The following is a 26,754-nucleotide window of genomic DNA, read 5'->3' as shown; positions in this document are numbered from 1 at the left end:
GCATACGTTCATCCCTCTACGCCCTGTTCTACGTGCGTAGAGGCGCTGACGTCCCGTCGAAGGAGCAGCTCATGGCGAACGTCGTCCGTGCCGCTCTGGTCCAGGCCACCTGGACCGGCGACACCGAGTCCATGGTGGCGAAACACGAGGAGCACGCTCGCGAGGCCGCCCGGCAGGGAGCCAAGGTCATCGGCTTCCAGGAGGTCTTCAACAGCCCCTACTTCTGTCAGGTCCAGGAACCCGAGCACTACCGCTGGGCCGAGCCGGTCCCCGACGGGCCGACCGTGCGCCGGATGCAGGACCTCGCGCGCGAGACGGGCATGGTCGTCGTCGTGCCCGTGTTCGAGATCGAGCAGTCCGGCTTCTACTACAACACCGCGGCCGTGATCGACGCCGACGGCACCTACCTCGGCAAGTACCGCAAGCACCACATCCCCCAGGTCAAGGGCTTCTGGGAGAAGTACTACTTCAAGCCCGGCAACCTGGGCTGGCCCGTCTTCGACACAGCCGTCGGCAAGGTCGGCGTGTACATCTGCTACGACCGCCACTTCCCGGAGGGCTGGCGGCAACTGGGCCTCAACGGCGCCCAGTTGGTCTACAACCCCTCCGCCACCCATCGCGGCCTGTCCTCCCACCTGTGGCGCCTGGAACAGCCCGCGGCGGCCGTCGCGAACGAGTACTTCGTCGCCGCGATCAACCGGGTCGGGGTGGAGGAGTACGGCGACAACGACTTCTACGGCACGAGCTACTTCGTCGACCCGCGTGGGCAGTTCGTCGGCGAGCCCGCCAGCGACACCAAGGAGGAACTCGTCGTCCGCGACCTCGACTTCGGCCAGATCGAGGAAGTGCGGCAGACCTGGGCCTTCTACCGCGACCGCCGCCCCGACGCCTACGAAGGACTGGTGCAGCCGTGACCAAGGACCTGCTGGGCCGCCACCGCGCCGTGCTCCCGGACTGGCTCGCCCTCTACTACGACGACCCGCTGGAGATCACCCACGGCGAGGGCCGGTACGTCTGGGACGCCGCCGGCAACCGCTACCTGGACTTCTTCGGCGGCATCCTCACCACCATGACCGCGCACGCGCTGCCCGAGGTCACCAAGGCCGTCGGCGAGCAGGCGGGGCGGATCATCCACTCCTCCACGCTCTACCTCAACCGGCCGATGGTCGAACTCGCCGAGCGGGTCGCCCACTTGAGCGGCATCCCGGACGCCCGGGTCTTCTTCACCACGTCCGGCACCGAGGCCAACGACACCGCCCTGCTGCTCGCCACGACGTACCGGCGCAGCAACACGATCCTGGCGATGCGCAACAGCTACCACGGCCGTTCCTTCAGCGCGGTCGGCATCACCGGCAACCGCGGCTGGTCGCCGACCTCGCTGTCCCCGCTGCAGACGCTGTACGTCCACGGCGGCGTGCGCACCCGGGGACCGTACGCGGCGCTGTCCGACAACGACTTCGTCGCCGCCTGCGTCGAGGACCTGAAGGACCTGCTCGGTCACACCCGCCCGCCCGCCGCGCTGATCGCCGAGCCGATCCAGGGCGTCGGCGGCTTCACCTCCCCGCCCGACGGCCTCTACGCCGCCTTCCGTGAGGTGCTCGCCGAGCAGGGCACGCTGTGGATCGCCGACGAGGTGCAGACCGGCTGGGGCCGTACCGGCGAGCACTTCTGGGGCTGGCAGGCGCACGGGCAGTCCGGGCCGCCGGACATCGTCACCTTCGCCAAGGGCATCGGCAACGGCATGTCCATCGGCGGCGTCATCGCCCGCTCCGAGATCATGAACTGCCTGGACGCCAACAGCATCTCCACCTTCGGCGGCACGCAGATCACCATGGCGGCCGGTCTCGCCAACCTCAACTACCTGCTCGAACACGACCTCCAGGGCAACGCCCGCCGGGTCGGCGGACTGCTCATCGAACGGCTGCGGGCCGTCGCCGCGCAGGTGCCGGCCGTACGGGAGGTCCGCGGGCGCGGCCTGATGATCGGCGTCGAGCTGGTGCGGCCCGGCACCGACGAGGCCGACCCCAAGGCCGCGGCGGCCGTGCTGGAGGCGGCCCGTGAGGACGGGCTGCTGATCGGCAAGGGCGGCGGCCACAACACCAGCGCGCTGCGGATCGCCCCACCGCTCTCCCTGACCGTCGCGGAGGCCGAGGAGGGCGCCGCGATCCTCGAACGGGCGCTGAGAAGCGTCCTGTAGCCCCCGTCGGGAGCATCTCGTAGGCCCCCACGGGAGCATCCCGCAGCACCCATGTGAGTCGAGGGAGCGCCGCCATGACCACCGCCCCGGAATCCCTGGAATCCCTGGAGCCCGCCCTGTCGGTCCGCCAGGTGCTCGGCCTGGAGCGGGTGCTCGCCGGGGAGCCCGAGGTGGTGGCCGGGGCGGGCCATCTCGACCGGCTGGTGCGCTGGGTGCACGTCGCCGAGGCCGCCGACGTCGGGGTGATGCTCAGCGGCGGCGAGATGGTCCTCACCACCGGGGTGCTGCTCGCCGGGGACGAGCACAAGCAGGCCGAGTACATCCGCTCCCTGCACCGCGCGGAGGCCGCGGCCGTGGTCCTCGGACTCGGCCGCGCCTTCCCGTCCCCGCCGGACGTGATGCGCCGGGCCGCCGAGCGCTGCGGTCTGCCGCTGGTCGTCCTGCACCGCCCGTTCCCCTTCGCGGAGCTGACCGAGGAGGTGCAGTCCAGGCTCGTGCGGCGGAAGTTCGCCGCCGTCAGCCTCTCCGAGTCCGTGCGCACCGCGCTCACCGGCCTGATCACCGCGGGCGCCCCGCTGCAGCGGCTGCTCGACGAGGTCGCCCAGCACAGCGGCTGTCCCGTCGTCGTCACCAACCTCGCCCACCGTGTCCTCGCCACCGCGGGGGAGCGGCCCGCCGTGGACGACGTCCTGCGCGACTGGGAACGTATCGCCCGGCAGGCCGGCGGCAGCGAGGGCGACGGCTGGATCCGCGCCGAACTGGGCGGACGCGGGGAGCGGTGGGGCCGGATCGTGCTGTGCGGCTTCCGCGGCGACACCTCCGCCGGACGCCTCCTCGCCGACCGGGCCGCCGAGGCCCTCGTCCTGCACCGCATGCTCGGCGGCGCGGCCACCTGGGAGGAACAGTCGGCGCAGAGCCTGCTCACCGACCTGGTCTCCGGCGTCGTACCGGCGCGGCAGCTGCTGCCGCGGGCGCGGGCCGCCGGACTGCCCGTCAACCGGCGGACGTTCGTGCCGCTCGTGGTGCGCGGGGCACGCCCGGACCGGCTGGAGCGGGTGCTGCGGCTGACCGGGCTGCCGGGCCTGGTCGCCGAACTCGCCGACGCGGCCACGGCCGTGCTGCTCAGCCTCGCCCGTGACCAGGACGCCGACGCCCTCACCGGCCACTTCGCGTCCCGGCTGCGGCAGGAGGGCCCGACGCCCGTCGTGGCCGCCGCCGCGGCCCGCCCCGACTGGGACGGCGTACCGGCGGGGCTGCGGGAGGCGCGGCACGTGGCCGACGCGGTGGCCGACTCCTCCACCGTCCTCGAACTGCCGCCGGTCGTCCGCCTGAAGGACGTCCACCTGCGCGGCCTCGTCCGGCTGCTGCGCGACGACCCGCACGTGCAGTCCTTCGCCGAAAGGGAGTTGGACGGCCTGCTGCGCGCGGCCGACGACGACCTGCTGGCCGTGCTGCGCACGTACCTGGCGACGGGCCGCAACAAGTCCCGTACCGCACAGCTCCATCACGTCTCCCGGCCCGCGCTCTACCGCCGGCTGGAGGCCATACAGAGCCGCCTCGGCGTCGACCTCGACGACTTCGAGCAGGCGGCCTCGGTGCACATCGCACTCCTCGCGCATGACGCGCAACAGGGGTGAAACATGCGACGACCTGGGAAAACGGTGGTGAAACATGGGGTCGGTCAAGGGTGACACGGTGCCACGCCGCACCCCCGCAGACGTGACACGGTGCAACTCAAAGCAGCCGCGCGGACTTTCTAGGCTCACCGCACACCGAGCTACCGGAGGTCCCGATGAGCCGAGTGATCCGCGCCGCCGTGTTCCAGACCGCCTGGACCGGCGACAAGGAGTCGATGATCCAGGTGCACGAGCAGGCGGCCCGCGACGCGGCCGCGCAGGGCGCCCAAGTCCTCTGCTTCCAGGAGCTGTTCTACGGCCCGTACTTCTGCCAGGTCCAGGACCCGGCCTTCTACGAGTACGCCGAGCAGATCCCCGAGGGCCCGATCGTCCGCCGCTTCCAGGCCCTCGCGAAGGAACTGGGCGTCGTCCTGGTCCTGCCCATGTACGAGGAGGAGCAGCCCGGCGTCCTCTACAACACCGCCGCCGTGATCGACGCGGACGGCTCCTACCTCGGCAAGTACCGCAAGACCCACATCCCGCAGGTGCGCGGCTTCTGGGAGAAGTTCTACTTCCGCCCCGGGAACAGCGGCTGGCCCGTCTTCGACACCGCCGTGGGCCGCATCGGCGTCTACATCTGCTACGACCGCCACTTCCCGGAGGGCTGGCGGGCGCTGGGCCTCGCGGGCGCCGAGCTCGTCTTCAACCCCTCGGCCACCTCACGCGGCCTGTCCGGCTACCTCTGGCAACTGGAGCAGCCCGCCGCGGCCGTTGCCAACGAGTACTTCGTCGGCGCGATCAACCGGGTCGGGGTGGAGGAGTACGGCGACAACGACTTCTACGGCACGAGCTACTTCGTGGACCCCGAGGCCCAGTTCGTCGGCGAGGTGGCCGGCGACAAGGAGCCCGAACTCGTCGTCAGGGACCTGGACATGGCCAAGCTGAGGGAGGTCAGGGACCGCTGGCAGTTCTACAGGGACCGCGCGCCGGGAGCGTACGGCCCCCTGACAGCGCCCTAGGGGCGCGGGGAACTGCGCGACCAGCCACGAACAACCGGCACGTCGACACTGCGAGGAGCGACGCAGCATGAGTACCCGTACCGTCATCCGCGGAGGCCTCGTCATCACGGCCTCCGACGAGATCCACGCGGACGTCCTGGTGGAGGACGGCCGCATCGCCGCCCTCGCAGCCTCCCACACCCCCGCAGCGGAGGCATTCTCGGCGGAAACCACCATCGACGCCACAGGAAAGTACGTCATCCCCGGCGGCGTCGACGTCCACACCCACATGGAGCTCCCCTTCGGCGGCACCTCCGCCTCGGACACCTTCGAGACCGGCACCCGCGCGGCAGCGTGGGGCGGTACGACCACGATCGTCGACTTCGCCGTACAGAGCGTCGGCCACGGCCTCCGCGAGGGCCTGGACGCCTGGCACGCCAAGGCGGAGGGCAACTGCGCGATCGACTACGGCTTCCACATGATCGTCTCCGATGTGAACCAGGAGACGCTCAAGGAGATGGACCTCCTCGTGGAGGAAGGCGTCACGTCCTTCAAGCAGTTCATGGCGTATCCGGGCGTCTTCTACAGCGATGACGGCCAGATCCTGCGCGCCATGCAGCGCTCCGCCGAGAACGGCGGCCTGATCATGATGCACGCCGAGAACGGCATCGCGATCGACGTCCTCGTCGAACAGGCCCTGGCCCGCGGCGAGACCGACCCCCGCTACCACGGCGAGGTCCGCAAGGCGCTCCTGGAGGCCGAGGCCACCCACCGGGCCATCCGGCTGGCTCAGGTGGCCGGCGCGCCCCTGTACGTCGTGCACGTCTCGGCGGCCGAGGCGGTGGCCGAACTGGCCAAGGCACGCGACGAGGGCCTGAACGTCTTCGGCGAGACCTGCCCCCAGTACCTGTTCCTGTCCACGGACAACCTCGCCGAGCCGGACTTCGAGGGCGCCAAGTACGTGTGCAGCACCCCGCTGCGCCCGCGTGAGCACCAGGCCAAGCTGTGGCGGGGCCTGCGCACGAACGACCTCCAGGTCGTCTCCACCGACCACTGCCCCTTCTGCTTCGTCGGCCAGAAGGAACTGGGCCGCGGTGACTTCTCCAAGATCCCCAACGGCCTGCCGGGCGTGGAGAACCGGATGGACCTGCTGCACCAGGCCGTCGTCGACGGGCACATCTCGCGCCGCCGCTGGATCGAGATCGCCTGCGCGACCCCGGCCCGGATGTTCGGCATGTACCCGAAGAAGGGCACGATCGCGCCCGGCGCCGACGCCGACGTCGTGATCTACGACCCGCACGCCGAGCAGGTCGTGTCCGCCGAGACGCACCACATGAACGTCGACTACTCGGCGTACGAGGGCAAGCGGCTGACCGGCCGGGTGGAGACGGTGCTCTCGCGGGGTGTGCCGGTCATCACCGAGCGGGAGTACACGGGCCGTGCCGGGCACGGCGTCTACACCCCCCGCTCCACCTGTCAGTACCTCAACTAGGAGCGGTGCCCATGGACTTCGGACTCGTCCTGCAGACCGACCCGCCCGCCTCGCGGGTCGTGAGCCTGATGAAGCGCGCCGAGCGCAACGGCTTCCGGTACGGCTGGACCTTCGACTCCGCCGTGCTCTGGCAGGAGCCGTTCGTCATCTACAGCCAGATCCTGGCGAACACCACCAAGCTGAAGGTCGGCACGATGGTGACCAACCCGGGCACCCGCACCTGGGAGGTCACCGCCTCCACCTTCGCCACCCTCAACGACATGTTCGGCAACCGCACGGTCTGCGGCATCGGCCGCGGCGACTCCGCGATGCGGGTGGCCGGCCGCAAGCCCAACACCCTCGCCCGGATCAGCGACGCCATGAAGGTCATCCGCGCGCTCGGGCGCGGCGAGGAGGCCGACCTCGGCGGCGGCACGGTCGTCAGGTTCCCGTGGATCAGGCCGGGCGCCGAACTGCCCGTGTGGATGGCCGCGTACGGGCCGAAGGCGCTGAAGATGACCGGCGAGGAGGCCGACGGGTTCATCCTCCAGCTCGCCGACCTCTACCTCACCGAGTACATGGTCAAGGCCGTGAAGACCGCCGCGGCGGACGCCGGGCGCGACCCAGACGAGGTGACGATCTGCGTCGCCGCGCCCGCCTACGTCACCGCCGACGACTCGCCCGAGGCGCTCGGCCATGCCCGCGACCAGTGCCGCTGGTTCGGCGGCATGGTCGGCAACCATGTGGCCGACCTGGTCGCCAAGTACGGCGAGCACTCCGCGCAGGTCCCCGACGAACTCACCGCGTACATCAAGGCCCGGCAGGGCTACGACTACTCCCACCACGGACGCGCCGGGAACCCCGACACCCAGTTCGTGCCGGACGAGATCGTCGACCGGTTCTGTCTGATCGGCCCCGCCGAACGCCATGTCGAGAAGCTGAAGGCGCTGCGCGAGCTGGGCGTCGACCAGTTCGCGGTCTACGACATGCACGACGCGCAGGAGGCCGTGATCGACGCGTACGGCGCGAAGGTGATCCCGGCCCTCACCAGCTGAACCCGCACGACAACTCCCCCTGGTCACCCCTCCCCGCCGTCCCGGGGAGGGGCTGGTGCCCGCACGGCCTCTCCCGTCCCACCTCGTTCGATTGGCCTGCCCATGACCGACACCGCTCCCTCCGCCATACCCCCGACCGCCCAGGTCACCCTCCCCGACGGGCGCGTGGAGATCGCGCCGGACGCCCCGCAGCCCAGCGGCCCCTACGCCAACGAGGACCTGCTCCCGGTTCCCGTGGCGGGCCGCACCTGGACGACGTACAACTTCTCCGCTCTGTGGGTCGGCATGGCCCACAACACCGCCTCCTGGACGCTCGCCTCCGGTCTGATCGCCGTCGGCATGGACTGGAAGCAGGCGGTGCTGACCATCGCCCTCGCCAATGTGATCGTGCTCGTCCCGATGCTGCTGACCGGGCACGCGGGACCGAAGTACGGCATCCCGTTCCCGGTCTTCGCCCGCGCCTCCTTCGGCATCCGCGGCGCCAACCTGCCCGCCGTGGTGCGGGCGTTGGTGGCGTGCGGCTGGTTCGGCATCCAGACCTGGATCGGCGGCGAGGCGATCTACTTCCTGGCCGGGAAGCTGATCGGCTCGGGCTGGACGGACGCCGGGAAGGTCGGCGGCTACGCCTGGACGATGTGGCTGTCGTTCGCGATCTTCTGGGCGCTCCAGGTGGCGATCATCTACCGCGGCATGGAGACGATCCGCCGATTCGAGAACTGGGCGGCACCGTTCGTGCTGGTCGGCGCGTTCGTGATGCTGTGGTGGATGAGCAGCAGGGCGGGCGGTCTCGGCCCGCTGTTCGACCAGCCGTCGAAGCTGGGCTGGGGCGGCGACTTCTGGAAGCTGTTCTGGCCGGCCCTGATGGGCATGATCGGGTTCTGGTCCACGCTGTCGCTGAACATCCCCGACTTCACCCGCTACGGCAGGAGCCAGAAGGCCCAGACCTGGGGGCAGGCCCTGGGACTTCCCACCACGATGACGCTGTTCGCGTTCCTGTCGGTGCTCGTGACCTCCGGCTCGCAGGCGGTGTACGGCGAACCCGTCTGGGACCCGGTGCAGTTGGCCGCCCGCACCGACAACGAGGTGGGGCTGCTGTACGCGCTGGTGACCGTGCTGGTCGCGACGCTGTCGGTGAACGTGGCCGCGAACCTGGTCTCCCCGGCCTTCGACTTCTCCAACATCGCGCCCAGACGGATCAGTTTCCGCGCCGGAGCCCTCGCCACCTGTGTCCTCGGCGTGCTGATCTTCCCCTGGAAGCTGTACTCCGACCCGCAGGGCTACATCTTCACCTGGCTCGGCCTGGTCGGCGGGCTGCTCGGCACGGTCGCCGGCATTCTCATCGCCGACTACTGGATCCTGCGCCGCGGCCGGCTCGACCTCGTCGACCTGTACCGCGAGGGCGGGCGCTACTGGTACCGGGGCGGCTGGAACTGGCGGGCCGTCGTGGCGTTCCTGACGGGCGGGGTCCTCGCGATCGGCGGCGCGAGCTTCGAGCCGATCCTCGACGGCCGGCCCGTCCCGGCGCTGGAGCCCCTCGCCGACTACGGCTGGGCGGTGGGCCTGGGCACCTCGCTGCTGCTGTACCTGCTGCTGACCGCGACGACGGGCACCCGGGACCGAACCGCTGTATGACGCAGGCCCGTTGGAGGACGGATCAGGCGCTGCCGCCGTCCTCCAGCGCGGCCATCGCCTCCTTGGCGGCCTTGATGGCGCCCTTGTTGATCTCGTCCGTGCTCGGCGCCTGCTTCGACTCGAAGTCGCTGCCGTTGTAGGTGACGATCACCAACGCGTTGTCGGAGCGGGCCAGCACCACGCCCTCGCGGGTCTCCTGGTCGTCCTCGGTGGTGAGGTTCACGACCGAGTAGGCGGCGTCACCCAGACCGGGGACCTCGCCACCGCCGCTGCGGTCCGCCACCCGCGCCTTGTACGACTTCTCCGCCTCCGCGTCCGAGTCCATGACCTCGAAGGACACGTCCAACCAGCGGTAGTCGTAGCCGTCCAGCGCGTTCCACGAACAGGTGCGGCGCTCGTCGGAGTCCGAGGACGGTATCTCCTTGCCGGCCGTCTTCGCGCCGGGCACCAGCGAGCCGATCGTCTTCTTCCCCAGGCTCGTACAGGGCGCCGGGGCGGCGCCGTACGTCTTCGGCGCGGCCGTCGTCGAGGGGCCGGACGCCGACTGTCTGCCCGTCTCCTGGCGCGGCGCGTCGTGCGCGGCCGAGGGAGTCTCGGGGCCGGACGCGAGGGCCCACCCCGCGCAGGCGAGGACGGCGACGGGCGTCAGACGTGCGGTGAGGGCGAGCGGCAGGGGAAGAGAACGCACGGGCGCACTTTTCGTGGGGGACGGTGCGGAAGCAGTCCGCACTGCGGACAAGGGGACGCCAGTGTCACACGACTGGCAGTGGGGCGAAAGTGCCAACTCGCTCCGTACGCAGGCGGTGACGGGGGCGAACGACCGACGGCCCTTGTGCCCCGATATGTCCCCTCGACGGGCTGCCGCCGCCGACACGTGGGCACTTACGATCACACGACCCGTCGTCGCACCCACCCGAGGAGTCCGCCCGTGTTCACCACGCGTCCCACCCTCCAGGGCACCTTCGGCATGGTGTCCAGCACGCACTACCTGGCCTCGCAGTCGGCGATGGCCGTGCTGGAGGACGGCGGCAACGCCTTCGACGCGGCCGTGGCGGGGGCGTTCGTGCTGCACGTCGTCGAGCCGCACCTCAACGGGCCCGCGGGGGAGGTGCCGATCCTGCTGGCCCCGGCGGGCGGTGAGGTGCGGGTGCTGTGCGGGCAGGGCGTGGCCCCGGCGGGCGCGTCCGTCGCGCACTACCGGGGGTTCGGGTTCGACCTCGTGCCGGGCACCGGCCCGCTCGCCGCGGCCGTGCCCGGCGCCTTCGACGCCTGGATGCTGCTGCTGCGCGACCACGGCACCAAGGAACTCGCCGAGGTACTGAAGTACGCCGTCGGGTACGCCGAGCACGGGCACGCGCCCGTGGAGAACGTCGGCGCGACCGTCGAGACCGTACGCGAGCTGTTCGAGACCGAGTGGACGTCGTCGGCGGAGGTCTATCTGCCGGACGGCGAGGCACCGCGCCCCGGCCGGCTGCTGCGCAACCCCGCCCTCGCCGCCACCTGGACGAGCCTGCTCGCCGAGACCGCCGGCGCCGGGGACCGGGAGGCACGCATCGACGCCGCGCGGGAGGTGTGGCGCACCGGCTTCATCGCCGAGGCGCTCGTACGGCAGTCCGCCCGGCCCACCCTCGACACCAGCGGCACGCACCACACCGGCACCCTCACGGCCGCCGACCTCGCCGGCTGGTCGGCGACCTACGAGACGCCGGTGACGTACGACTGGAACGGCTGGACCCTGTGCAAGGCGGGCCCCTGGAGCCAGGGCCCGGTCCTGCTCCAGCAGCTCGCCCTGCTGCCGCCCGAACTGCCCGCGTACGGGTCCGCCGAGTACGTGCACCTGCTCGTCGAGGGCTGCAAGCTCGCCATGGCCGACCGGGAGGCCTGGTACGGCGACGCGGCCGAGGTGCCGGTCGGCGAGCTGCTGTCGGAGTCGTACAACGCCGGGCGGCGGAAGCTGATCGGCGACACGGCGTCGTACGAGCTGCGGCCGGGGAGCCCGGGCGGGCGCGGCCCGCTGCTGCCCGCCCACGCGCGCGTGGCCGCTTCGGTCCCCTCCGGGCCCAGCCCGATGGACGCCCTGGGCGTCGGCGAACCCACCGTCGCGGGGCCTTCCACCTCACCCGTGCCGGGGGAGCCGCGGGTCGCCGCCGACGGAGGCACCCGGGGCGACACCTGCCACCTGGACGTCGTCGACCGCTGGGGCAACATGGTCGCGGCCACGCCCAGCGGCGGCTGGCTGCAGTCCAACCCCGTCGTGCCCGAGCTGGGCTTCCCGCTCGGCACCCGGCTGCAGATGACCTGGCTGGAGGAGGGCCTGCCGAACTCCCTCACGCCCGGCCGCCGCCCGCGCACCACCCTCACCCCGTCCCTCGCACTGCGCGACGGCGTGCCGCTGCTGGCGTTCGGCACGCCCGGCGGCGACCAGCAGGACCAGTGGCAGCTGCACTTCTTCCTGGCCGCGGCCCTGCGCCCGCCGGTGCGCGGCGGCCTCGACCTGCAGGGCGCGATCGACGCCCCGAACTGGCACAACGACTCCTTCCCCGGCTCCTTCTACCCGCGCGGGATGCGCCCGGGCAGCCTGACCGTGGAATCCCGGATGCCCGAGGAGGTCGTGGCCGGGCTGCGGCGGCGCGGGCACGACGTCACCGTCGGCGACGCCTGGTCCGAGGGGCGGCTGTGCGCGGTCGCCCGGGACCCGGAGACGGGTGTGCTGTCGGCGGCGGCGAACCCGCGCGGGATGCAGGGCTACGCGGTGGGGCGCTGAGCGCGGTCACCCGCTGTTCATCCCGGTTCCGCCCGGTGTGCACGGCCCGGGTGGGGATTGTCAGTGGCGCGTGATCTCATGGAGGCATGATCGAAGACACGGAAACCATCGACGAGTTTCTCGCCCGCCACTCGGCCGACGTGGAGGAGGCCGTCCGTGCGGCGGCCGACGCCGAGATCCTGCCCCGCTTCCGTCAGCTCGCCGCGCACGAGATCGACCAGAAGAACGGCCCGCACGACCTGGTGACGGACGCCGACCGCAAGGCCGAGCTGTATCTCACCGAGGCGCTGAGCGCCCTGCTGCCCGGCTCCGTCGTCGTCGGCGAGGAAGCGGTGCACGCCAACCCCGCGTCGTACGAGGCGATCAGAGGCGACGCCCCCGTCTGGATCGTCGACCCCGTCGACGGCACCCGGCAGTTCGTGCACGGCGAGGACGGCTTCTGCACCCTGATCGCCCTCGCCCAGCGCGGTGTCCTGCTCGCCTCCTGGACGTACGCACCCGTCCGCGGCCAACTGGCCACCGCCGTACGGGGCCAGGGCGCCTTCCTCGACGGCGAGCGCCTGTACGCAGGACCGCCCACCCCGGGCCGTGACCTCGAGGTCGCCACCTCCCACCCCGACTACACCACCGACGAGCAGAAGCGCGCGCTGCTCGGCCTGTGGACCGAGGGAGTCGCCCCGCGCGCGTGCGGCTCGGCGGGCCTGGAGTATCTGGCCCTCGCGCGAGGCGAGTCGGACGCCACCGCCTTCTCCTGGGAGGCGGCCTGGGACCACGCGGCGGGCCTGCTGCTGGTCGAGGAGGCGGGCGGCGCCCACCTCACCCTGACCGGCGAGCCCTTCCGCATCACGGGCGGTAACTCCCTGCCCTTCACCGCGGCCAGGGACGCGGCCACGGCCCGACGCGTGCTGGGCCTGCTGTCGGGGACGGCATGACCCCAGGGAGTACAGGCCCGTTGGGTGAGGAGGCCTTCCGGGAGCGGGTGTTGTCGGTGCCGCGGCATATCCTGAGCCCAGAGGCCATCGGCTGACGAAGGAGTCCGAAGGTGCCGACCATGTTCGATGCGGTCGTGGTGGGAGCGGGGCCCAACGGGCTCACGGCCGCCGTCGAGCTGGCCCGACGCGGCTTCTCCGTGGCCCTGTTCGAGGCGCGCGACACCGTCGGCGGGGGAGCCCGCACCGAGGAACTGACCCTGCCGGGCTTCCGCCACGACCCGTGCTCGGCCGCCCACCCGCTCGGCATCAACTCACCCGCGTTCCGCGCCCTGCCTCTTCAGGACCACGGGCTGCGCTGGCTGCACGCCGACCTGCCCATGGCCCACCCCTTCGACGACGGCACCGCCGCCGTGCTGTCCCGGTCCGTCGCCGAGACGGCCGCCTCCTTCGGCCCGCGCGACGCCGGCGCCTACCGCAGACTGGTCGAGCCCTTCCTGCCGCGCTGGGACACCCTCGTCCGCGACTTCATGTCCCTGCCGCTGACCGCGCTCCCGCGCGACCCCGTCACCCTCGCCCGCTTCGGCCTGCTGGGCCTGCCGCCCTCCACCTGGCTGACCCGCCGTTTCCACGACGAGCGCGCCAAGGCCCTCTTCGCCGGGCTCGTCGCCCATGTCATCGCCCCGCTGAACGGCCTGGCGACCGGCGCGATCGGCCTGGTCTTCGCGCTCGCCGCGCACGCCCGCGGCTGGCCCGTCGCCGAGGGCGGCAGCCAGTCGATCTCCGACGCGCTCGCCTCCCTGTTCCGGGCCCACGGCGGCATCGTCCACACCGACTACCAGGTCAAGCGCCTGGACGACCTGCCGCCCGCGCGCGCGTACGTCTTCGACACCTCGCCCACCGCCCTCGCCCGTATCGCCGGCCTCGGCGGCCTGTACGACCGCTACCGCTACGGCGCCGCCGTCTTCAAGGTCGACTACGCCCTGGACGGACCGGTGCCGTGGACCGCCAAGGAGGCCCGCAGTGCGGGCACCGTGCAGGTCGGCGCGACCAGCACGGAGATCGACACCGCCCTGCGTGCCGCCTCCCGCGAGGGGCGTGCGCCCGAGGCGCCGTTCCTGATCACCGTCCAGCCCAGCGTCGTCGACCCCACCCGGGCGCCCGACGGCAAGCATGTCTTCTGGGCGTACGGGCATGTCCCCAACGGCTGGACCGGCGACCTCACCGACGCCGTCGAACGCCAACTGGAGCGCTTCGCCCCGGGATTCCGCGACCGCGTCCTCGCCCGCGCCACCGCAGGGCCGCCCGAACTCGCCGCCCGCAACGCCAACTACGTCGGCGGCGACATCGCCACCGGCGCGTTCACCGGCCTGCAGACCCTGCTGCGGCCCCGGCTGTCCCTGTCGCCGTACCGCACCCCGCACCCGGCCGTGTTCATCTGCTCCTCGGCGACCCCGCCGGGCCCCGGGGTGCACGGCATGTCGGGGCACAACGCGGCGAAGGCGGTCTGGAGACGACTGCGGCAGGGCTGAGCCCGGGCCCGTGGAAGGCTGAACAGCATGACCACCATCACCCTCGTCCAGGGAGACATCACCCGGCAGACCGCCGACGCCATCGTCAACGCGGCCAACTCCTCCCTCCTGGGCGGCGGAGGCGTCGACGGCGCCATCCACCGCCGTGGCGGCCCCGCCGTCCTGGAGGACTGCCGCCGCCTGCGCGCCGGACACCTCGGCAAGGGCCTCCCCACCGGCCGGGCCGTCGCCACCACCGCCGGGAACCTCGACGCCCGGTGGGTCATCCACACGGTCGGCCCCCGCTACAGCCACGACGAGGACCGCTCGGCCCTGCTCGCCTCCTGCTACCGCGAGTCCCTGCGCGTCGCCGACGAACTGGGCGCCCGCACGGTCGCGTTCCCCGCCGTCTCCGCCGGCATCTACGGGTGGCCGATGGGCGACGCGGCCCGGATCGCGGTGAGCACCGTACGGGCCACCGACACGGCGGTCGAGGAGGTCAGGTTCGTCCTCTTCGACGCGCCGGCGTACGAGGCGTTCGCCGCGCAGCTCCGCTGACGCGGACGTCGACGCGAGCGGGTCGCACAACCCAGCCGGCCGGAGGATCGTGGACCCATGGGCACGCGGCAGCGGCAGGTAGGCATGTGGACGGGCGCGGGCGCCTACGAGCGGTACATGGGGCGCTGGAGCAGGCTCGTGGCCCGGGAGTTCCTGCCCTGGTGCGGGGTCGGGTACGGGCTGCGGTGGCTGGACGTGGGGTGCGGTACGGGGGTGCTGTCGGGGGTCGTGGCCGAGCGGTGCCGGCCGCGGCTGGTGCTGGGCGTGGACCGGTCGGAGGCGTTCGTCGCCGCGGCGCGGGGCGGGGCGGCCCGGTTCGTGGTCGGGGACGCGACGGCACTGCCGGTGCGGGAGGGGGCCTTCGACGCGGCGGTGTCCGGGCTGGTGCTGAACTTCCTGCCGGAGCCGGTGGCCGCCGTGGCCGCGAAGGGCCGGGCGGTCCGGCCGGGCGGGACGGTCGCGGCGTACGTCTGGGACTACGCCGAGGGCATGGGCCTGCTGCGCCGCTTCTGGGACGCCGCCGTCGGCGCGGACCCCGCCGCGGCCGCCCTGGACGAGGGCCGGCGCTTCGCCGGGTGCCGCCCTGAGGCCCTGCGGGACGTGTGGACGCGGGCCGGCCTCGCCGAGGTGGCGGTCACCGGCATCGAGGTGCCGACGGTGTTCGCCGGGTTCGCCGACCTGTGGGAGCCGTTCCTCGCCGGGCAGGGCCCCGCACCGGCCTACGTCGCCTCCCTCGACCCGCCCGCCCGCGACCGCCTACGGGACGCGCTGGCCGCGAGCGTCGGGGCCGACGGGCAGGGCACGGTGGGGCTGACGGCACGCGCGTGGGCGGTGCGGGGGACACGGCCGTAGGTGCGAGGGCGGTACGGCGGACGCGGCCGTAGGTCCGTCACCACCCCGGCATCGGGGGCGGCGGCCACTTCGGCGGCTCGGGCAGCGGACCGCTCACGCCCAGGTCGGCCGCACGGCGCCCGCTCAGCCGGCCCAGCAGGATGTGCCCCGGAGCGGCGAGGGCGGGCCCGTGCGGCGAGAGCGTCCGGACGCGGCCCAGGTCGTCCCCAGGCGCACGGCTTCGGCCTGGCGACGGCCGGGCCGCTCCCCGGTGGTGCTCCACCCCAGCGCCAGTCACGGCCCGCGCCCCCTCTACGGCCGGCTTCCTGGGCCGGACCGAGGCCGCCCGCTGCGGTCACCGTCCCGCGTGTGAGTGCGCCCGCCCGGGAAACCCGGCCCGCGTGAGAAGCGAGGCGACCCCGGGCATCCCGGACCGACCCCGCCGCGGACCGCCGTACGAGAATCCGGGAGGTGCCCATGACCCGGCAGATAAGGGACGTGATGTCGCCCGGCGCCGCTGCCGTCGAACCGATGACCACGGTGGCGCGGGCCGCGCAGGTGATGCGTGAGCAGGACATCGGCGATGTGCTGGTGGCGTACGACTGCGACCTGTTCGGGGTGCTGACCGACCGGGACATCACGGTCCGGGTCGTCGCCGAGGGCCGTGACCCGGCGGCCACCGCCGTCGGCACGGTGTGCACCCGGCCGCCCGTCGTGACGCTCACGCCCGACGACACCACCGACCGCGCCGCGGAGCTGATGCGCCGCCACGCGGTACGCCGGCTGCCCGTCGTCGAGCACGGCGGCTGCCCGGTCGGCGTGATCAGCCTCGGCGACCTCGCCGCCACCGACGACCCGCGCTCCGCCCTTGCGGACATCAGCCGGGCCCAGCCGAACCACTGAGCGGCGCCGGTCACGGATGAGAGGGTGATCACCTTTGGTGGGGCTCGGTGGCGGTGAGCCCGACCGGGCGAAACAATCTGTTGCGCACCGCTCCTACGTCACCGAAGAGGACCACCCATGGACGAGCAGGACGAGCACTTCGACGTCGTGGTACTCGGCGCCGGCCCCGGCGGGTACGTCGCCGCCGTGCGGGCCGCGCAGCTCGGCAAGAAAGTCGCCGTCGTGGAGGAGAAGTACTGGGGCGGCGTCTGTCTGAACGTCGGCTGCATCCCCACCAAGGCCCTGCTGCGCAACGCCGAGCTGGCGCACATCGTCACCCGCGAGGCGAAGACCTTCGGCATCAAGGTGGACGGCACGGTCTCCTTCGACTACGGCGAGGCGTTCAACCGCAGCCGCAAGGTCGCGGACGGCCGGGTCAAGGGCGTCCACTACCTGATGAAGAAGAACAAGATCACGGAGTTCGACGGCCGGGGCACCTTCCTCGACGCGAACACCCTCCAGGTCGCCGACTACGACGGCAACACCCGCACCATCGGGTTCGAGAACTGCATCATCGCCACCGGCGCCACGCCGAAGCTGCTCCCGGGCACCAAGCGCAGCGCGCGCGTGGTGACGTACGAGGAGCAGATCCTGGCCGACGACCTGCCCGAGTCGATCGTGATCGCGGGCGCCGGCGCCATCGGCATCGAGTTCGCCTACGTCCTGCACAACTACGGCGTGAAGGTCACCGTCGTCGAGTTCCTCGACCGGATGGCCCCGCTGGAGGACGCCGAGGTCTCCGCCGAACTGGCCAAGCAGTACCGCAAGCTGGGCATCGACGTGCTCACCTCCACCCGGGTCGACGCCATCGACGAGTCCGGCCCCAAGGTGCGCGTCACCGTCACCGGCAAGGACGGCGCCCAGCAGGTGCTGGAGGCCGACAAGGTGCTCCAGGCGATCGGCTTCGCGCCCAACGTCGACGGCTACGGCCTGGACAAGACCGGCGTACGCCTCACCGAGCGCGGCGCGATCGACGTCGACGGCCGCTGCCGTACGTCCGTCCCGCACATCTACGCCATCGGTGACGTCACGGCCAAGCTGATGCTCGCGCACACCGCCGAGGCGATGGGCGTGATCGCCGCCGAGACGCTCGCGGACGCCGAGACGATGGAGCTCGACTACGCGATGATCCCGCGCGCCACCTACTGCCAGCCGCAGATCGCCAGCTTCGGCTACACCGAGGCGCAGGCCCGCGAACTGGGCTACGACGTGAAGGTCGCCAAGTTCCCGTTCACCGCCAACGGCAAGTCCCACGGGCTCGGCGACACGGTCGGCTTCGTCAAGCTGATCAGCGACGCCAAGTACGGCGAGCTGATCGGCGGCCACCTCATCGGCCCCGACGTCACCGAGCTGCTGCCCGAGCTGACCCTGGCCCAGCAGTGGGACCTCACCGTCCACGAGGTCGCGCGCAACGTCCACGCCCACCCGACCCTGGGCGAGGCCGTCAAGGAGGCCGTCCACGGCCTCGCCGGTCACATGATCAACATGTGAGTCCGGGCGGGGCCGTCCGGCCGGGTTCACCCGAGCGGCCCCGCCCTGCTCGCCGCCGCACCCAGGACAGGGTGTCCTTGCTTGCGTCGGGCCGATCCCGGCGCGAGGAGGGACGGCCATGGCGGACGACGCCGCCCGGGCCGGGCCGAGCGAGCTGGAACGGCTCAGGGCCCGGGTCGCGGTGCTGGAGGCCGAGCGCGCCGAGCACACGGCGCGGGCCGAGAATGCCGAACGCGCGCTGCGTGCCGCGCACCCGCCCCGCCACCGCCTGCGGTCCCTCGCCGCCGCCCTGCTGATCGTCCTCGGCTGTGTGCTGGCCCCGCTGAGCCTGGTGGCCGCGTGGAGCGCCGACCTGGTCGGTGACACCGACCGGTACGTCGACACGGTCGCGCCGCTCGCTAAGGACCGGGACGTGCAGAACGCGGCCGCCGACGCGGTGACCGGCGCCGTGATGCACCACCTCGACCTGCCCGCGCTCCTGCAGAGCGTGGCGCCCGCCGACCGCCCCCTGGTGACCGAGGCCCTCGGCAGGCTCGGGCCCTCCCTGGAGAGCGCGGTCCGCAGCTTTGTGCACGACAAGGCGCGGGCCGTCGTCGCCTCGGACGCCTTCGAACGGATCTGGACCGAGGCCAACCGCAGGATCCACGGCGCCGTCGACGAGGCGCTGACGGGCGGCGGCGACGGCACGGTGACGCTCGACGACGACACGGTGAGCGTGGACCTCGGGCCGGTCGCCGAGCAGGTCAAGCGGCGGCTCGTGGACTCCGGCCTGACGGTGGCCGGACGGATTCCCGAGCTCCACACCCGGCTCACCGTCGTCGAGTCCGAGGACATCGGCAAGGTCAGGACGTACGTCCGGCTGCTGAGGCTGGCCGGATTCTGGCTGCCCGTCCTCGCGGTGCTGCTGATCGCGGCCGGCGTGCTGCTCGCCGCCCACCGCCGCAGGACCCTGATCACCGCCGCCCTGTGCTTCGCCTTCGCCGCGCTGGTGCTCGGCGTCGCCCTGACCGTGTTCCGCGGCGTCTACCTCGACGCCCTGCCCTCCGCGGTGTCCCGGCCGGCCGCCGGGTCGGTGTACGACACGCTGATCCGCCATCTGCGGGCCGGCGTACGGACGGTCGTAGCGCTCGGCGTGGTGATCGCGACGGCCGCCTGGCTGTCCGGGCCGGGCCGCTGGGCGGGCGGCGCGCGGCAGATCTGGCACTCCGGGATCGGCGCGGCGCGCGGCACGGCCGACCGGCTGGGCCTGCGCACCGGCCCGGTGGGCCCGTTCGCGCACCGCTTCCGCACCTGGATCACCTGGCTGCTCGTCGCAGGCGCCGTCGTCGCCTACGCGCTGTGGCCGTACCCGACCGGCTGGGTGGTCGCCGGCCTGGCGCTCGCGCTGCTCTTCGCGCTGAGCCTCGTCGACTTCCTCGCCGAGGAAGCCCCGCACCCGCACCCGAGAGAAAGGACCGCACCATGAGTCATGAGTCGACGCAGCCCGGCGGACGCCCGGACAGCGAGATCGGCACCGCCTGGAGCAGACCCAAGGGGCAGCGGGCCGCAGGCCCCGGCGAGCCCGACCCGTGGGTGTCCGGCGGCGTCCTGTTCGCCGCCATCCTGATGCTCTGCAACGGCGTCCTCGCCGTCCTCCAGGGCATCGCCGCCGTCGCCGACGACGACGTGTACGCCCGGATCGGCTCCTACGTCTACGAGCTGGACCTCACCGGCTGGGGCTGGATCCACATCATCCTGGGCGCGCTGGTCGCCGCCACCGGAGCGGGACTGCTCAAGGCCGCGCCCTGGGCCCGGCTCGCCGGCATCCTCTTCGCCTCGCTGAGCCTGGTCGCCCAGTTCCTCTTCCTGCCGTACGCGCCCGTCTGGGCCGTGATCATGATGGCGATCGACGTGTTCGTGATCTGGGCGCTGGCCAGCCACCAGGAGGCCACCGTCTGACCCGGCGTCAGTCCTGGTCCTGCGTGTCGCTGAGGCCGAGGCGCAGGTGCTCGACGTGGTAGACGGCCTGGTCGAGCAGTTCGGCGACGTGGTGGTCGTGCAGGGCGTAGACGACCGAGCGGCCGCGGCGTTCGCCGACGACCAGGCCGAGGTTGCGCAGCAGACGCAGCTGGTGGGAGCAGGCGGACTGCTCCATGCCTACCTCGGCGGCCAACTCCGTGGCGGGCAGCGGGCCTTCGCGCAGCCGGGCCAGGATCAGCAGCCGCGAGGGCGTGGACAGGGCCTGGAGCGTGGTGGCCACCTTGGCGACGTTGTCCGCGTCCAGGCGTACGCGGTCCGTGGCGGTGGTGGTGACGGCTCCATGACCCATGGCCGTATCCTACTCATCTCACATGAACAGATGAATGAGTCTTCATGTGTTCCTGTATGGTGGGCGCCGTGTCAGCGACCCTCACCTCCCGACCGGCCCCCGCCCGCCCCGCCGCGACCCCGCCGCGCCGCCGCACCCGCGTCCTCGCCCTGCCCGAGGCCCGCTGGGCGCTCGCCTCGCTGCTGGCGTTCCTCGCGGCCCTGACCCTGGACCTCGGCGGCGCCCCCGCCTGGGCCCATGTGCCGCTGTACGCCGTCGCGTACGTCACCGGCGGCTGGGAGCCCGCCCTGGAAGGGCTGCGGGCCCTGCGCGAGAAGACGCTCGACGTCGACCTGCTGATGATCGTCGCGGCGCTCGGCGCGGCCGCGATCGGGCAGGTCCTCGACGGGGCCCTGCTGATCGTCATCTTCGCCACCTCCGGCGCCCTGGAGGCCCTGGCCACCGCCCGCACCGCCGACTCCGTGCGCGGCCTGCTCGACCTCGCGCCGAGCCGGGCGACCCGGCTGACCGCCGAGGGGGAGGAGACCGTCGCCACCGCCGAACTGGCCGTGGGAGACGTCCTGTTGATCCGCCCGGGCGAGCGCATCGGCGCGGACGGCACGGTCCTCGACGGCGTGAGCGAGGCCGACCAGGCCACCATCACCGGCGAACCCCTCCCCGTGGTCAAGCGCCCCGGCGACGAGGTGTTCGCCGGCACCCTCAACGGCACCGGCGCCCTGCGCGTCCGCGTCGAGCGCGACCCCGCCGACTCGGTCATCGCCCGGATCGTCACGCTGGTGGAGGAGGCGTCCCGCACCAAGGCGCCGACCCAGCTGTTCATCGAGAAGGTCGAGCAGCGCTACGCCGTGGGCGTGGTCGCCGCGACCCTGGCCGTCTTCGCGGTGCCGCTCGCCTTCGGCGCGTCGCTGACCGCCGCCCTGCTGCGTGCCATGACCTTCATGATCGTCGCCTCGCCCTGCGCGGTCGTCCTCGCCACCATGCCGCCGCTGCTCTCCGCCATCGCCAACGCCGGCCGCCACGGCGTCCTGGTCAAGTCCGCCGTCGCCATGGAACGCCTCGGCGAGATCGACACGGCCGCCCTCGACAAGACCGGCACCCTCACCGAAGGCGTCCCCGAGGTGACCGACGTACGGCCCCTGCCGGACTCCGGCCTCGACACCGACGCCCTCCTCGCCCTCGCCGCCGCGGCCGAGCACCCCAGCGAACATCCACTGGCCCGCGCGATCGTGACGGCGGCCCGCGGCAGGGGCCTGCCGGTCGCTGCCGCGGAGGACTTCACGGCCACGCCCGGGGTGGGAGTCACCGCCACGGTCGGGGGCCGGAAGGTGACCGTGGGGCGAGCCGCCGAGGCGGAGGAGGACGGCCTGGGGCGTGGGACGGGAGCTGACGGGAGGGCCTTCGGGGCGCCGGCCGACATCCGGGCGGCCGGCGCCGGGATCCTGCCCGGGGCCTCTGGGCACCCCGGCGGTGTCACCGTCGTCCGGGTCGAGCGCGATGGGGTCCTCGTCGGGACCCTCGCGCTCAGCGACCGGCTGCGGCCGGACGCCGCCGCGACCACCGCCGAGCTGGCCGCACTCACCGGCGCCGCGCCCCTCCTGCTGACCGGCGACAACGAGGCCACTGCCGCCCGTGTCGCCGAGGCCACCGGCCTCACCGATGTGCGCGCCGGGCTGTTGCCCCACGGCAAGGTGGACGTCGTACGCGGCCTCGAACAGGCCGGCCGCAAGGTCCTGTTCGTCGGGGACGGGGTGAACGACGCCCCCGCTCTCGCCGCCGCGCACTCCGGCGTGGCGATGGGCCGGGCCGGGTCCGACCTGGCGCTGGAGACCGCGGACGCGGTGATCGTGCGGGACGAGCTGACCGCCGTACCGGCCGTCGTACGGCTCTCCCGCGCGGCCCGCCGCCTGGTGCGGCAGAACCTGGTGATCGCGGGCACCTTCATCACCGTCCTCGTCGTGTGGGACCTGGTCGGACACCTGCCGCTGCCGCTCGGTGTCGCCGGGCACGAGGGATCGACCGTGCTGGTCGGCCTGAACGGGCTGCGGCTGCTGCGCGAGTCCGCCTGGCGATCCGGGCGACCGCAGGACAGCCGAGGTTGATGTCGGATTCTCGCCAGCCCCTTCGGTGTGCGTCCCCGATGCTGGACGCATGCTGAAGGGGATGCACACCGACCGGGACCACTGCGTACGGGCCGTCCAGTCCAAGGACGCGCGGTTCGACGGCTGGTTCTTCACCGCGGTCCTGACCACCCGGATCTACTGCCGGCCCAGCTGCCCGGTGGTGCCGCCCAAGCCCGAGAACATGACCTTCCACCCGAGCGCGGCCGCCTGCCAGCAGGCCGGTTTCCGGGCCTGCAAGCGCTGCCGCCCGGACACCAGCCCCGGCTCCCCGGAGTGGAACCAGCGCGCCGACCTGGTGGCCCGCGCCATGCGCCTGATCGCCGACGGCACCGTCGACCGCGAGGGCGTCCCTGGCCTCGCCGCCCGGCTCGGCTACAGCACCCGGCAGATCGAACGCCAGCTGCTCGCCGAGCTGGGCGCGGGCCCGCTCGCCCTCGCCCGCGCCCAGCGCGCGCAGACCGCCCGGCTGCTGATCGAGACGACCCGACTGCCCATGGCGGACATCGCGTTCGCCGCCGGCTTCGCCTCCATCCGCACCTTCAACGACACCGTCCGCGAGGTCTTCGCCCTCACCCCGACCGACCTGCGCGCCCGCGCGCCCCGCAACAGCCCGCAGAACACTCCGGGCGTCCTCACCCTGCGGCTGCCGTTCCGCGCCCCCCTCAACCCCGACAACCTCTTCGGCCACCTCGCCGCCACCGCCGTACCCGGGGTGGAGGAGTGGCGGGACGGCGCCTACCGCCGCACGCTGCGGCTGCCGTACGGCCACGGCATCGTGGCGCTGCGGCCCGAACCCGACCACATCGCCTGCCGGCTCACCCTCGGCGACCTGCGCGACCTGCCCGTCGCGATCAGCCGCTGCCGCCGGATGCTCGACCTGGACGCCGACCCGGTCGCCGTGGACGACCAACTGCGCGCCGACCCGCTGCTCGCGCCCCTGGTGGACAAGGCGCCCGGCCGCCGCGTGCCGCGCACGGTCGACGAGGCCGAGTTCGCCGTCCGGGCCGTGCTGGGCCAGCAGGTCTCCACCGCGGCGGCCCGCACCCACGCCGCCCGCCTGGTCACCGCGTACGGCGACCCGGTCGAGGACCCCGAGGGCGGCCTCACCCACCTCTTCCCGACGCCCGAGGCGCTCGCCGCCGTCGACCCCGAGTCGCTGGCGATGCCCCGCACCCGCCGTACGACGCTCACCACGCTGGTCGGCCAACTCGCTTCCGGCGACCTTCACCTGGGGGTGGAGAGCGACTGGGCCGAGGCGCGCGCCCGGCTCCTGGCCCTGCCCGGCTTCGGCCCCTGGACCGTCGACGTCATCGCCATGCGCGCCCTCGGCGACCCCGACGCCTTCCTCCCCACCGACCTCGGCATCCGCCGCGCCGCCCAGGAACTGGGCCTGCCCTCCACCCCGGCCGCCCTCACCGCCCGCGCGGCCGCCTGGCGGCCCTGGCGCGCCTACGCCGTGCAGTATCTGTGGGCGACCGACAGCCACCCGATCAACTTCCTGCCGGTATGAGGACGCCACTCATGAACAAGCAGCACACCGTCATCGACAGCCCCTACGGCCCGCTCACCCTCGTCGCCGACGACGGCGTCCTGTGCGGCCTCTACATGACCGACCAGCGCCACCGCCCCGACGAGGAGACCTTCGGCCCGCGCGAGGACACCCGGTTCGGCGCGGCCGAGGAGCAGCTCCAGGCCTACTTCGAGGGCGAGTTGAAGGAGTTCACCCTCGAACTTCGCCTGCACGGCACCCCGTTCCAGCGCAGCGTCTGGGAGCAGCTCACCCGCATCCCCTACGGCGAGACCCGCACCTACGGCCAACTCGCCGACGCCCTCGGCAATCCCCAGGCCTCCCGCGCGGTCGGCCTCGCCAACGGCAAGAACCCCGTCGGCATCATCGTCCCCTGCCATCGCGTCGTCGGCGCCGACGGCAGCCTCACCGGCTACGGCGGCGGCCTGGACCGCAAGCAGCGCCTGCTGGACTTCGAGCGGGGAACGGCCCTCTTCCAGCGGCCGTCCGGTCAGCGGTGTACGCGGCGACTGCGGTCATGACGGCTCTCAAGGGCAGGGCGGCGGTTGGAGGCACCCGGCCCTGCCGCGCCCCCCCGCCCCAGCGCAGCCCGTGTTTCTCAAACCTCATTGGTCATAGAGTCGGCACTGTGACTGACGAAGACTCCACGTTCGACGTGCTCGGTGTGCTGAGCGACCCCCTGCGCCGCCGGCTCTACCGCTACGTCGCCGCCGCGCCGGAGGAGGTGGGCCGGGACGCGGCCGCGGAGGCGGCCGGGATCTCCCGGTCGCTGGCCGCCTTCCATCTGGACAAGCTGGTCGAGGCCGGGCTGCTGGCCGTCGACTTCCGGCGGCTGTCCGGCCGCAGCGGACCCGGCGCGGGGCGGCCGGCGAAGGTCTACCGGCGTGCCGAGGGGGAGCACGCCGTCTCCGTGCCGCCACGGTCGTACGACACGGTCGGCCGGCTCCTCGCCGAGGTGCTGGAGGACGCCGGGCTGGACCGGGAACTGCAGGCCGCGGCGAAGGCGGCGGGCGCGGCCCTGCCGGAGGCGCGGGCCGACGACATGGAGGCGGCGCTGCGGGCCCGCGGCTACGAGCCCTTCCGGGACGGCGAGACGCTGCGGCTGCGCAACTGCCCCTTCCACACGCTGGCCAAGGACTTCCCCGCGCTGATCTGCGGCATGAACCTGGCGCTCATCCAGGGCATGGCGCCCGAGGAGTGGTCCCCGGCGATGGACCCGTGCCCGGGCGGCTGCTGCGTGGCTCTGACCAGGAGCCCGGACAACTCTAAAAACAAAAGTCATTGACTATAGAAGTCGGGCCGGGCCATGCTGTGCCCATGACTGAGCATCACCTGGCCCAGGTCAACATCGGCCGTATCGTCGCCCCGCTGGACAGCCCCGAGTTGGCGGACTTCGTCGCCCAACTCCCGGAGATCAACGCCCTCGCCGACCGCAGCCCCGGATTCGTCTGGCGCATGGTCGACGACGACGGTGTGGGCGCGACCGCCCTGCGCCCCGACGGCGAGGACGCTCTGCTCCTCATCAACTGCTCGGTCTGGGAGTCGGTCGAGGCCCTGCGCGGCTTCACGTACCACACCGAGCACCTGCGGATGCTCAGCCGCCGCCGCGAGTGGTTCCACCGCATGGGCGAGGCCCACCAGGCCATGTGGTGGGTCCCGGCCGGCCACGTCCCCACGGTCGCCGAGGCGATGGACCGCGTCGCCATGGTCCGCGAACACGGCCCCACCCCCGAGGCGTTCACCTTCCAGAAGCCGTATCCGGCCCCCACGGAGGCGGCGCGGGTCTAGTGGTTCCGGGCCTCGACGAGATCGCGCAGCAGGCGCGGCAGGGCTGTGCCGATCGGTTCGCGTACGACCTCGTCGGCCAGTTCGTCGTACGGCGTCGGCTCGGCGTTGACGATGACCAGGCGGGCACCATGGTCGGCGGCCACACCGGCGAGGCCGGCGGCGGGCTGGACCTGGAGGGTGGTGCCGACGGCGAAGAACACCTGGCAGGCCTTGGCGATGGAGAGGGCCTCGCCGAGGACGACGGGGTCGAGGCGCTCGCCGAACATCACCGTCGCGGACTTGAGGATGCCTCCGCACAGCAGGCAGGACGGGTCCTCCTCACCGGCCTCCACCCGGGCGAGGGCGTCCTCCATCGGCCCGCGCGCATGGCACGCCGTACAGACGACACTGCGCGCACTGCCGTGCAGTTCGAGCACCTTGCGCGCGGGCATCCCGGCCAGCTGGTGCAGCCCGTCCACGTTCTGCGTGATCACCCGCACCGGCACCCCGGCCCGCTCCAGCTCCGCCACCGCCCGGTGCGCGGCATTCGGCTCGGCCGCGAGCGTCCGGTTCTTCCGCCGCATCTGCCACGACCTGCGCCGGATCTCCGGGTCGCCCATGTAGTACTCGTACGTCACGAGCTTCTCGGCCTCCGGATCCCTGCGCCACAGGCCGTTCGGCCCGCGGTAGTCGGGGATGCCGGAGTCCGTGCTGATACCGGCACCGCTGAGGATCGCGACGAGGGGCTTGCTCATGGGACCGAGCGTAGGGCGGGGCGGTGGAGGGCGGCGAGGGGATTTCGCTGTGGCCGGCAGGGCGCGACTGCTAGCGTCCGGGCATGGCCAAGGTCAATGTGTCGCTGGATGCCGAGCTCGTCGTGGAGGTCATGGTGCTTTCGGGCGTGGGCAGTCCGCAGGACGCCGTGGAGCTGGTGGTGCGGGACTACATCCAGCGCGGGCACCGTACCGAGGCCAGGGTCGTCGAGCGGGACGAGATGGTGCACGACCGGGACATGCGGCCCCGCGAGGACGGCTGA

At 72.7% G+C, this 26,754-nt stretch carries 25 protein-coding genes; 22 read left to right on the top strand and 3 right to left on the bottom strand.

All coding sequences use genetic code 11. The features are described 5' to 3' along the window. Positions 1–71 precede the first annotated feature (71 nt). The 7 genes from ACIQ6Y_RS03965 (at position 72) to ACIQ6Y_RS03935 (ending at position 8,969) form a co-directional block, all read left to right on the top strand. Positions 72–914, top strand: coding sequence for a nitrilase-related carbon-nitrogen hydrolase (locus ACIQ6Y_RS03965; protein ID WP_404032484.1), 843 nt, complete (start codon positions 72–74; stop codon positions 912–914). Next, positions 911–2,197 carry an aspartate aminotransferase family protein gene (locus ACIQ6Y_RS03960; protein ID WP_404032480.1) on the top strand — a complete coding sequence of 429 codons (1,287 nt, stop codon included), beginning with the start codon at positions 911–913 and terminating at the stop codon, positions 2,195–2,197. Before ACIQ6Y_RS03965 ends, ACIQ6Y_RS03960 begins: the two co-directional genes overlap by 4 nt. A 74-nt stretch (positions 2,198–2,271) precedes the next feature. Then, a complete protein-coding gene (locus ACIQ6Y_RS03955; RefSeq protein ID WP_404032477.1) occupies positions 2,272–3,834 on the top strand; it encodes a PucR family transcriptional regulator in 1,563 nt (520 codons plus the stop codon). A 155-nt stretch (positions 3,835–3,989) separates the two neighbouring features. Next, on the top strand, positions 3,990–4,832 hold the full coding sequence (locus ACIQ6Y_RS03950) for a nitrilase-related carbon-nitrogen hydrolase (RefSeq protein WP_404032474.1): 843 nt from the start codon (positions 3,990–3,992) through the stop codon (positions 4,830–4,832). A 67-nt stretch (positions 4,833–4,899) separates the two neighbouring features. Beyond that, complete coding sequence (gene hydA, locus ACIQ6Y_RS03945; RefSeq protein ID WP_404032471.1) at positions 4,900–6,303, top strand: dihydropyrimidinase; 1,404 nt, start codon at positions 4,900–4,902, stop codon at positions 6,301–6,303. An 11-nt stretch (positions 6,304–6,314) separates the two neighbouring features. Then, positions 6,315–7,337, top strand: coding sequence for a TIGR03842 family LLM class F420-dependent oxidoreductase (locus ACIQ6Y_RS03940; protein ID WP_404032468.1), 1,023 nt, complete (start codon positions 6,315–6,317; stop codon positions 7,335–7,337). Between the two features lie 102 nt (positions 7,338–7,439). After that, positions 7,440–8,969 (top strand): NCS1 family nucleobase:cation symporter-1, encoded by a 1,530-nt coding sequence (locus tag ACIQ6Y_RS03935; protein ID WP_404032465.1) that lies wholly within the window; start codon positions 7,440–7,442, stop codon positions 8,967–8,969. A gap of 22 nt (positions 8,970–8,991) precedes the next feature. Here ACIQ6Y_RS03935 and ACIQ6Y_RS03930 read toward each other — a convergent pair whose 3' ends face one another. Continuing rightward, positions 8,992–9,657 (bottom strand): hypothetical protein, encoded by a 666-nt coding sequence (locus ACIQ6Y_RS03930; protein WP_404032462.1) that lies wholly within the window; start codon positions 9,655–9,657, stop codon positions 8,992–8,994. A 240-nt stretch (positions 9,658–9,897) separates the two neighbouring features. Here ACIQ6Y_RS03930 and ACIQ6Y_RS03925 point away from each other — a divergent pair, with 240 nt between their 5' ends. From ACIQ6Y_RS03925 to ACIQ6Y_RS03885, 9 genes are all read left to right on the top strand, one after another. Further along, positions 9,898–11,733, top strand: a complete 1,836-nt coding sequence (locus ACIQ6Y_RS03925; protein WP_404032460.1) for a gamma-glutamyltransferase family protein — start codon at positions 9,898–9,900, stop codon at positions 11,731–11,733. A gap of 86 nt (positions 11,734–11,819) precedes the next feature. Beyond that, positions 11,820–12,665, top strand: coding sequence for an inositol monophosphatase family protein (locus tag ACIQ6Y_RS03920; RefSeq protein ID WP_404032457.1), 846 nt, complete (start codon positions 11,820–11,822; stop codon positions 12,663–12,665). Positions 12,666–12,784: 119 nt separating this feature from the next. Next, positions 12,785–14,194: a phytoene desaturase family protein gene (locus ACIQ6Y_RS03915; RefSeq protein ID WP_404032454.1), complete on the top strand. Its 1,410-nt coding sequence runs from the start codon at positions 12,785–12,787 to the stop codon at positions 14,192–14,194. A gap of 27 nt (positions 14,195–14,221) precedes the next feature. After that, positions 14,222–14,731 (top strand): O-acetyl-ADP-ribose deacetylase, encoded by a 510-nt coding sequence (locus ACIQ6Y_RS03910; RefSeq protein ID WP_404032452.1) that lies wholly within the window; start codon positions 14,222–14,224, stop codon positions 14,729–14,731. Positions 14,732–14,788: 57 nt separating this feature from the next. Continuing rightward, positions 14,789–15,583, top strand: a complete 795-nt coding sequence (locus ACIQ6Y_RS03905; RefSeq protein WP_404032450.1) for a class I SAM-dependent methyltransferase — start codon at positions 14,789–14,791, stop codon at positions 15,581–15,583. A 456-nt stretch (positions 15,584–16,039) separates the two neighbouring features. Next, a complete protein-coding gene (locus ACIQ6Y_RS03900) occupies positions 16,040–16,465 on the top strand; it encodes a CBS domain-containing protein (RefSeq protein ID WP_404032447.1) in 426 nt (141 codons plus the stop codon). Between the two features lie 117 nt (positions 16,466–16,582). After that, positions 16,583–17,995 carry a dihydrolipoyl dehydrogenase gene (lpdA, locus tag ACIQ6Y_RS03895; RefSeq protein WP_404032444.1) on the top strand — a complete coding sequence of 471 codons (1,413 nt, stop codon included), beginning with the start codon at positions 16,583–16,585 and terminating at the stop codon, positions 17,993–17,995. A gap of 118 nt (positions 17,996–18,113) precedes the next feature. Next, a complete protein-coding gene (locus ACIQ6Y_RS03890) occupies positions 18,114–19,460 on the top strand; it encodes a hypothetical protein (RefSeq protein WP_404032441.1) in 1,347 nt (448 codons plus the stop codon). Continuing rightward, on the top strand, positions 19,457–19,933 hold the full coding sequence (locus ACIQ6Y_RS03885; RefSeq protein WP_404032439.1) for a hypothetical protein: 477 nt from the start codon (positions 19,457–19,459) through the stop codon (positions 19,931–19,933). Before ACIQ6Y_RS03890 ends, ACIQ6Y_RS03885 begins: the two co-directional genes overlap by 4 nt. A 7-nt stretch (positions 19,934–19,940) precedes the next feature. Here ACIQ6Y_RS03885 and ACIQ6Y_RS03880 read toward each other — a convergent pair whose 3' ends face one another. Next, positions 19,941–20,303 (bottom strand): ArsR/SmtB family transcription factor, encoded by a 363-nt coding sequence (locus ACIQ6Y_RS03880; protein ID WP_404032437.1) that lies wholly within the window; start codon positions 20,301–20,303, stop codon positions 19,941–19,943. 56 nt (positions 20,304–20,359) lie between these two features. Between ACIQ6Y_RS03880 and ACIQ6Y_RS03875 the strand changes: the two genes are divergently transcribed. From ACIQ6Y_RS03875 to ACIQ6Y_RS03855, 5 genes are all read left to right on the top strand, one after another. Next, the gene (locus tag ACIQ6Y_RS03875) at positions 20,360–22,402 is read left to right on the top strand and encodes a heavy metal translocating P-type ATPase (RefSeq protein WP_404033689.1); all 2,043 of its coding nucleotides are present in this window, start codon (positions 20,360–20,362) and stop codon (positions 22,400–22,402) included. Between the two features lie 61 nt (positions 22,403–22,463). Then, positions 22,464–23,933 carry an AlkA N-terminal domain-containing protein gene (locus ACIQ6Y_RS03870; RefSeq protein ID WP_404033687.1) on the top strand — a complete coding sequence of 490 codons (1,470 nt, stop codon included), beginning with the start codon at positions 22,464–22,466 and terminating at the stop codon, positions 23,931–23,933. Between the two features lie 11 nt (positions 23,934–23,944). After that, positions 23,945–24,472, top strand: coding sequence for a methylated-DNA--[protein]-cysteine S-methyltransferase (locus ACIQ6Y_RS03865; RefSeq protein WP_404032434.1), 528 nt, complete (start codon positions 23,945–23,947; stop codon positions 24,470–24,472). Positions 24,473–24,579: 107 nt separating this feature from the next. After that, positions 24,580–25,236, top strand: coding sequence for a helix-turn-helix transcriptional regulator (locus ACIQ6Y_RS03860; protein ID WP_404032431.1), 657 nt, complete (start codon positions 24,580–24,582; stop codon positions 25,234–25,236). 32 nt (positions 25,237–25,268) lie between these two features. After that, a complete protein-coding gene (locus ACIQ6Y_RS03855) occupies positions 25,269–25,739 on the top strand; it encodes a DUF3291 domain-containing protein (protein WP_404032428.1) in 471 nt (156 codons plus the stop codon). On the opposite strand, the gene ACIQ6Y_RS03850 is transcribed toward ACIQ6Y_RS03855, so the two are convergent. Beyond that, positions 25,736–26,473 carry an SIR2 family NAD-dependent protein deacylase gene (locus tag ACIQ6Y_RS03850; protein ID WP_404032425.1) on the bottom strand — a complete coding sequence of 246 codons (738 nt, stop codon included), beginning with the start codon at positions 26,471–26,473 and terminating at the stop codon, positions 25,736–25,738. The genes ACIQ6Y_RS03855 and ACIQ6Y_RS03850 overlap by 4 nt on opposite strands. A gap of 83 nt (positions 26,474–26,556) precedes the next feature. Between ACIQ6Y_RS03850 and ACIQ6Y_RS03845 the strand changes: the two genes are divergently transcribed. Continuing rightward, positions 26,557–26,754: a type II toxin-antitoxin system VapB family antitoxin gene (locus ACIQ6Y_RS03845; RefSeq protein ID WP_404032422.1), complete on the top strand. Its 198-nt coding sequence runs from the start codon at positions 26,557–26,559 to the stop codon at positions 26,752–26,754.

It is taken from the genome of Streptomyces sp. NPDC096205, from assembly GCF_044763135.1.
In the GTDB taxonomy this organism is placed as follows: domain Bacteria; phylum Actinomycetota; class Actinomycetes; order Streptomycetales; family Streptomycetaceae; genus Streptomyces.
Note: the sequence above shows the minus strand (reverse complement) of the source record. Positions and strands in the feature narration are given on the sequence as shown.

Coding starts and splice junctions, on each gene's coding strand:
- ACIQ6Y_RS03965 (WP_404032484.1), top strand. CDS start 72: ATGGCGAACGTCGTCCGTGCCGCTCTGGTCCAGGCCACCTGGACCGGC.
- ACIQ6Y_RS03845 (WP_404032422.1), top strand. CDS start 26,557: ATGGCCAAGGTCAATGTGTCGCTGGATGCCGAGCTCGTCGTGGAGGTC.
- ACIQ6Y_RS03940 (WP_404032468.1), top strand. CDS start 6,315: ATGGACTTCGGACTCGTCCTGCAGACCGACCCGCCCGCCTCGCGGGTC.
- ACIQ6Y_RS03950 (WP_404032474.1), top strand. CDS start 3,990: ATGAGCCGAGTGATCCGCGCCGCCGTGTTCCAGACCGCCTGGACCGGC.
- ACIQ6Y_RS03890 (WP_404032441.1), top strand. CDS start 18,114: ATGGCGGACGACGCCGCCCGGGCCGGGCCGAGCGAGCTGGAACGGCTC.
- ACIQ6Y_RS03905 (WP_404032450.1), top strand. CDS start 14,789: ATGGGCACGCGGCAGCGGCAGGTAGGCATGTGGACGGGCGCGGGCGCC.
- ACIQ6Y_RS03885 (WP_404032439.1), top strand. CDS start 19,457: ATGAGTCATGAGTCGACGCAGCCCGGCGGACGCCCGGACAGCGAGATC.
- ACIQ6Y_RS03915 (WP_404032454.1), top strand. CDS start 12,785: ATGTTCGATGCGGTCGTGGTGGGAGCGGGGCCCAACGGGCTCACGGCC.
- ACIQ6Y_RS03850 (WP_404032425.1), bottom strand. CDS start 26,473: ATGAGCAAGCCCCTCGTCGCGATCCTCAGCGGTGCCGGTATCAGCACG.
- ACIQ6Y_RS03875 (WP_404033689.1), top strand. CDS start 20,360: ATGGTGGGCGCCGTGTCAGCGACCCTCACCTCCCGACCGGCCCCCGCC.
- ACIQ6Y_RS03900 (WP_404032447.1), top strand. CDS start 16,040: ATGACCCGGCAGATAAGGGACGTGATGTCGCCCGGCGCCGCTGCCGTC.
- hydA (WP_404032471.1), top strand. CDS start 4,900: ATGAGTACCCGTACCGTCATCCGCGGAGGCCTCGTCATCACGGCCTCC.
- lpdA (WP_404032444.1), top strand. CDS start 16,583: ATGGACGAGCAGGACGAGCACTTCGACGTCGTGGTACTCGGCGCCGGC.
- ACIQ6Y_RS03865 (WP_404032434.1), top strand. CDS start 23,945: ATGAACAAGCAGCACACCGTCATCGACAGCCCCTACGGCCCGCTCACC.
- ACIQ6Y_RS03910 (WP_404032452.1), top strand. CDS start 14,222: ATGACCACCATCACCCTCGTCCAGGGAGACATCACCCGGCAGACCGCC.
- ACIQ6Y_RS03935 (WP_404032465.1), top strand. CDS start 7,440: ATGACCGACACCGCTCCCTCCGCCATACCCCCGACCGCCCAGGTCACC.
- ACIQ6Y_RS03855 (WP_404032428.1), top strand. CDS start 25,269: ATGACTGAGCATCACCTGGCCCAGGTCAACATCGGCCGTATCGTCGCC.
- ACIQ6Y_RS03880 (WP_404032437.1), bottom strand. CDS start 20,303: ATGGGTCATGGAGCCGTCACCACCACCGCCACGGACCGCGTACGCCTG.
- ACIQ6Y_RS03920 (WP_404032457.1), top strand. CDS start 11,820: ATGATCGAAGACACGGAAACCATCGACGAGTTTCTCGCCCGCCACTCG.
- ACIQ6Y_RS03870 (WP_404033687.1), top strand. CDS start 22,464: ATGCACACCGACCGGGACCACTGCGTACGGGCCGTCCAGTCCAAGGAC.
- ACIQ6Y_RS03955 (WP_404032477.1), top strand. CDS start 2,272: ATGACCACCGCCCCGGAATCCCTGGAATCCCTGGAGCCCGCCCTGTCG.